Annotated in this window: 4 protein-coding genes; 1 reads left to right on the top strand and 3 read right to left on the bottom strand. The window is 67.4% G+C overall.

Features of this window, described 5'->3' with window-relative positions; translation table 11 throughout:
• The 3 genes from HUU94_RS11145 to HUU94_RS11135 all read right to left on the bottom strand — a co-directional run.
• On the bottom strand, positions 1-1,018 hold a 1,018-nt coding region (locus tag HUU94_RS11145), incomplete at its 3' end, for a transglycosylase domain-containing protein (RefSeq protein WP_174275148.1).
• Positions 1,019-1,065: 47 nt separating this feature from the next.
• Positions 1,066-1,815, bottom strand: a complete 750-nt coding sequence (locus tag HUU94_RS11140; RefSeq protein WP_217429613.1) for a class I SAM-dependent methyltransferase — start codon at positions 1,813-1,815, stop codon at positions 1,066-1,068.
• The gene (locus HUU94_RS11135) at positions 1,812-2,666 is read right to left on the bottom strand and encodes an N-acetylmuramoyl-L-alanine amidase family protein (protein WP_438827118.1); all 855 of its coding nucleotides are present in this window, start codon (positions 2,664-2,666) and stop codon (positions 1,812-1,814) included. Before HUU94_RS11135 ends, HUU94_RS11140 begins: the two co-directional genes overlap by 4 nt.
• Before the next feature lie 414 nt (positions 2,667-3,080).
• Between HUU94_RS11135 and HUU94_RS11130 the strand changes: the two genes are divergently transcribed.
• Positions 3,081-4,992: Rne/Rng family ribonuclease (locus HUU94_RS11130; protein ID WP_174275147.1), on the top strand; the 1,912-nt coding region annotated here is incomplete at its 3' end.

The following is a 4,992-nucleotide window of genomic DNA, read 5'->3' as shown; positions in this document are numbered from 1 at the left end:
CGTAGCGGATCAGCCCGGCGCGCAGCGCATCCTGCGCGGCGGCCTGCACCTTGGGATCGAGCGAGGTGCGCACCCAGAGGCCGCCGGTATAGACGCCGTGCGCGCCCTTCTCGGCGGCCTCGCCGTAGCGCGCCATCAGCTCGCGGCGCACCTCCTCCATATAATAGCCCTCGAACGCGCGCTCGCGCTCGATCCGCGCGTCGGAGCGGCGGACGGTGCCGAGCGGCGTCGCGTCGGCGTCGGCCTCCTGCGCGGGGGTGATATAGCCGTTGGCCCGCATCTGGCGGAGCACATAGCGGCGGCGGTCTAGCGCGCGATCGGCGTGGCGATCGGGATCATAGTTGGAAGGCGCGCGGGGAAGCGTGGCGAGATAGGCGACCTCGGGGATGGTGAGCCCGTCGACGTCCTTACCGAAATAGGCGCGCGCCGCCGATTGCACGCCATAAGCGTTCCGGCCGAGGAAGATCTGGTTGAGGTAGAGTTCGAGAATCTGCGCCTTGTTGAGCGAATTTTCGATCCGGATCGCCAGCACCGCCTCGCGCACCTTGCGCGTCGGCGAATATTCGTTGCCGATCAGCAGATTCTTGGCGACCTGCTGGGTGATCGTCGAGCCGCCGTGCGCGCGCTCGCCCGAGCCGTAATGCGTGAAATATTGGATCACGGCATTGCCGAACTTGAGCGGCGCCACGCCATGGTGCCGGAAGAAATTCTTGTCCTCGGCGGAAATGAACGCCTCGACCAGCGGCCGCGGGAACTCGTCGTAGCCGAGCTCGACGCGGCGCTCGCGCGCGAAGCTGTAGACCGGCGTGCCGTCGAGCGCGCGGACGTTGGTGGGGAGCGGGGGCTCGTAGGTGAGCAAGGCGTCGGTCGAGGGGAGGCCGAGCACGAAGAAATACCAGAAGGCCAGCCAGCCGAGCAGGAAGAGGCCGAGGACATAGGCCGTCCAGCGCACGCGGCGTTCGGCCCAATAGGAGCCGAGGACGCCGAACGCGCCGGGGCGGCGGAGTGTGAACTTCACTCGCCTCTCCTCGCGGCGCTGGGATCGCAGGTGGAAAGCATCGGCGCTTACTTCCTGGGCTTGCGGAAGCGGTAGAGGAACTGATCGGTATGGCCGCGCAGCGCGGGATCGAAGACCTTCAGCATATGATCGTCGGCCGGGTTGGCGAGGACCTTGCTCTCGCCGTCGAATACGAAGCCCGCGGCGATCGCCTCCCGCTTCACCACCGCCGGATCGATGCGGTGGAGCGTGTCGGTATCGGCGATGCCCGAGCCCGCCTTGGCGGCATGATCGAGGATCACATAGACGCCGCCGGGCTTGAGATTGGCGTAGATCATCTTGTTGAACGCGACGAGATCGACACCGGCGAGATTATGCAGGTCATGATAATTCTGCGCGGTCCAGGCGATATCGGTGGCGGCGGGCGGCGGGGGATCCATCAGCTTGTCGTGATACGCCTGGACGTTGGCGTGGCCGGTGGCCAGGCCGTCCAGCCGGTCGATGGCCTTCTGGCTCTTGAGCATCTCGTCGGGCGCATAGGCGATGACCTTGCCCGTCGGGCCGACGACATCGGCGAAGAGCCGCGTGAAATAGCCGCCGCCGGGCAGCAGATCGACCACGGTCATCCCCGGCTTGACGCCCGCGAACCTCAGCATCTCGGCGGGCTTGCGATCGGCATCGCGGGCGACATCCTCGGGCGGGCGCGCCGGATCGGCGATCGCCGCCTCGATCGGCGCCTTGATCGAGGGAGGTGCCGCGCCCGCGCCGAGCGGCGCGGCGGCCAGCAGGACGGCGGCCAGGAACCTGTGTCGGATCATTCCTCTTTCCTCTCCCTGGTCCGCGCGGCGAGCTGACGCGCGAAATGGCTGGTCGCCGCGCGCCGGACGGCGATGGCGATCTTCTCCCGATAGTCTTCCGACACGAGAAGCGCGAGATCCTCTTCGTTGGAGATATAGCCCGTCTCCAGCAGCACCGAAGGCACATCGGGCGCCTTCAGCACCATCAGCCCGGCGAATTTGTGGAAGGTGGGCTTGAGGCCGATCAGCGGCGCCAGCTCCTTCTGGAGGCGATCGGCGAAGGTGGAGGAGACGTTCATCGTCTCGCGCCGCGCGAGATCGATCAGGATCGACGAGACGTCGCTGGTCTCGCTCGAAAGATCGATGCCGTTGATCACGTCGGCCTTGTTCTCGCGCGCCGCCAGCCGCGCGGCGACCTTGTCCGAGGAGGTGTCCGACAGCGTGTAGATGCTGGCGCCGCGCGCCGCCGGGCTGGGGGCGCTGTCGCAGTGGATCGAGACGAACAGATCGGCGCGCAGCCGCCGCGCGATCTCCCGCCGCTCTGCCAGCACGAGGAATCGGTCGTCGGACCTCGTGAGCGCGACGCGGAACGAACCGCTCGCGACCAGTTCGTCGCGCACCGCCTTGGCGATCGTGAGCGCGATATCCTTCTCGTGCGTCTCGCCGTCGGCGGAAGACGAGCCCGGATCGTGGCCGCCATGCCCTGGATCGATCACGATCAGCGGCGCATCGGCGCGCCGGGCGCCGAGCACCTTGGGCAAACCGAGCAGCGACGGGCGCGTCGGAATCGCCGCGCTCGCGCGGTTGGGCGGCGCCTTGGCCGCCGCCGGCATGGCGACGAGGAGAGGCAGGACGAAGAGCAGGCCGCGCACGGCCAAGCCTCCTAGACTTCGATGAGGCGAGGGTGAAGCGTCATCGTCGCCCCGGGATGACGATGATGGCAGGGCGCCGCCCCCCTCGTCTTGCCGCAAGCCGCGCGCGATGCTACCCGCATTCTATCCGGTTCTTTTGCCGGGTGCGCCGGCGCGTAGTTCGCGGCCGGCATCGTCCAGGTTGAAGCCGCATGTGCCATCTTTCCCTCTTGCCCGTTGCCGCCGCATCCGCGCGCGATCGTCGGGCCGAGGGCGTTTCCGGAAGCCTCGGCTTTCCGGGTGGCCGTGCCGCCAAGGCAGTATCCACCACAACAATCGACGGCGAGGCGCGCCCGCACGGGCATTGGCTGACCCCGCCGTCCCATCGCGCACGGCGCAGCAAATTAGCGCGCGCCGGCGCCCGGAGACCATTTAATGTCCATGCGCATGCTGATCGACGCGCGCCACCGGGAAGAAACCCGCGTGGCCGTCGTCAAGGGGAACCGCGTCGAGGAATTTGATTTCGAATCCGAAGAGCATAAGCAGCTCAAGGGGAACATCTATCTAGCCAAGGTCACGCGGGTCGAACCGTCGTTGCAGGCGGCGTTCATCGAATATGGCGGCAACCGCCACGGCTTCCTCGCTTTCTCCGAAATCCATCCCGATTATTATCAGATCCCCAAGGAGGATCGCGAGGCGCTGCTGCGCGAGGAGGCCGAGCACGCCGCCGAGGAAGAGGCGCTGCGCGCCCGCGAGCATGGCGACGACGAGGAGGATGGCGACGACGATGACGTCGAGACCGTCGAGCCGATGGACGAGGCCAGCGACCTTGGCGGCCGCGAGACGCTGGATTCGGACGAGGATTATTCGGACGGCGAGGATGAGGGCGATCGCCCCGTCCGCCAGGCGACCTCCACCAAATCCGACGATCAGGCGGTCGAATCGCTGCGCCAGCGGCGGATGAACCTCAGGCGCCGCTACAAGATCCAGGACGTGATCCGCCGGCGGCAGGTGCTGTTGGTGCAGGTCGTCAAGGAAGAGCGCGGCAACAAGGGCGCGGCGCTGACCACCTATCTCAGCCTCGCGGGCCGCTATTGCGTGCTGATGCCCAACACCAGCCACGGCGGCGGCATCAGCCGCAAGATTTCGAACGCTTCGGATCGCAAGCGGCTGAAGTCGATCATGACCGAGCTCAACCTGCCGCGCACGATGGGCTGCATCGTCCGCACCGCCGGCTTGCAGCGCACGCGGCAGGAGATCCGCCGCGACTTCGACTATCTCGCGCGGCTGTGGGACGAGATCCGCGAAAAGACGCTGACGTCGGAGGCGCCCGCCGAAGTCTATCGCGACAGCGACCTCATCAAGCGCGCGATCCGCGACATCTACAACAAGGATATCGACGAGGTGATCGTCGAGGGTGAGGACGGCTATCACGCCGCGCGCAGCTTCATGAAGCTGCTGATGCCGAGCCACGCCCGGAAGATCGCGCCTTATGCGGACGCGGTGCCCCTGTTCCAGCGCTACGGGGTCGAGGATCAGCTCGCCGCGATGTACCAGCCCGTCGTCCAGCTCAAATCGGGCGGCTATCTGGTCATCAACCCGACCGAGGCGCTGGTGTCGATCGACATCAACTCCGGCCGCTCGACGCGCGAGCATAATATCGAGCAGACCGCGGTTTCCACCAACATGGAGGCGGCCGCCGAGATCGCCCGCCAGCTTCGCCTGCGCGACATGGCCGGGCTGGTGGTGATCGACTTCATCGACATGGAATCGCACGGCAACAACCGCAAGGTCGAGCGCGCGATGAAGGAAGCGCTGAAGCATGATCGCGCGCGCATCCAGGTCGGCCGCATCTCGGGCTTCGGCCTGTTCGAGATGAGCCGCCAGCGGCTGCGCACCGGCGTGCTCGAAGCCTCGACGCGGACCTGCCCGCATTGCGAGGGATCGGGCTTCATCCGCACCGCATCCTCCTCGGGCCTCCACGCGCTGCGGCTGCTGGAGGAAGAGGCCGCGCGCGGCCGGGGCAGCCAGCTCCGCCTGCGCGGCAGCCAGGAAGCGGCGCTCTACGTGCTCAACCGCAAGCGCGCCGAACTCGCCGACATCGAGGAACGCTACGGCGTCGCGATCGAGATTTTGAGCGACGGCACGCCCGAGGGCGCGCGGATGACGGTCGAATCGGGCGGTCCGCCCCCCGCGCACGCGCCGCGCCTGCCCACGCAGATCGTCCCCGAGCCCGACGACGATATCGCCGACGAGATCGAGGATGACGGCGAGCCGTTCGGCGATGCCGAGAGCGGCGACGAGGACAGCGCCGAGCGTGGCGAGCGCGGCGATCGCGGCGAGGGGG

It is taken from the genome of Sphingomonas bacterium, from assembly GCF_903644055.1.
In the GTDB taxonomy this organism is placed as follows: Bacteria; Pseudomonadota; Alphaproteobacteria; order Sphingomonadales; family Sphingomonadaceae; genus Sphingomonas_I.
The sequence above is the reverse complement of the archived record's forward strand: the minus strand, read 5'-3'. Positions and strand labels throughout refer to the sequence as shown.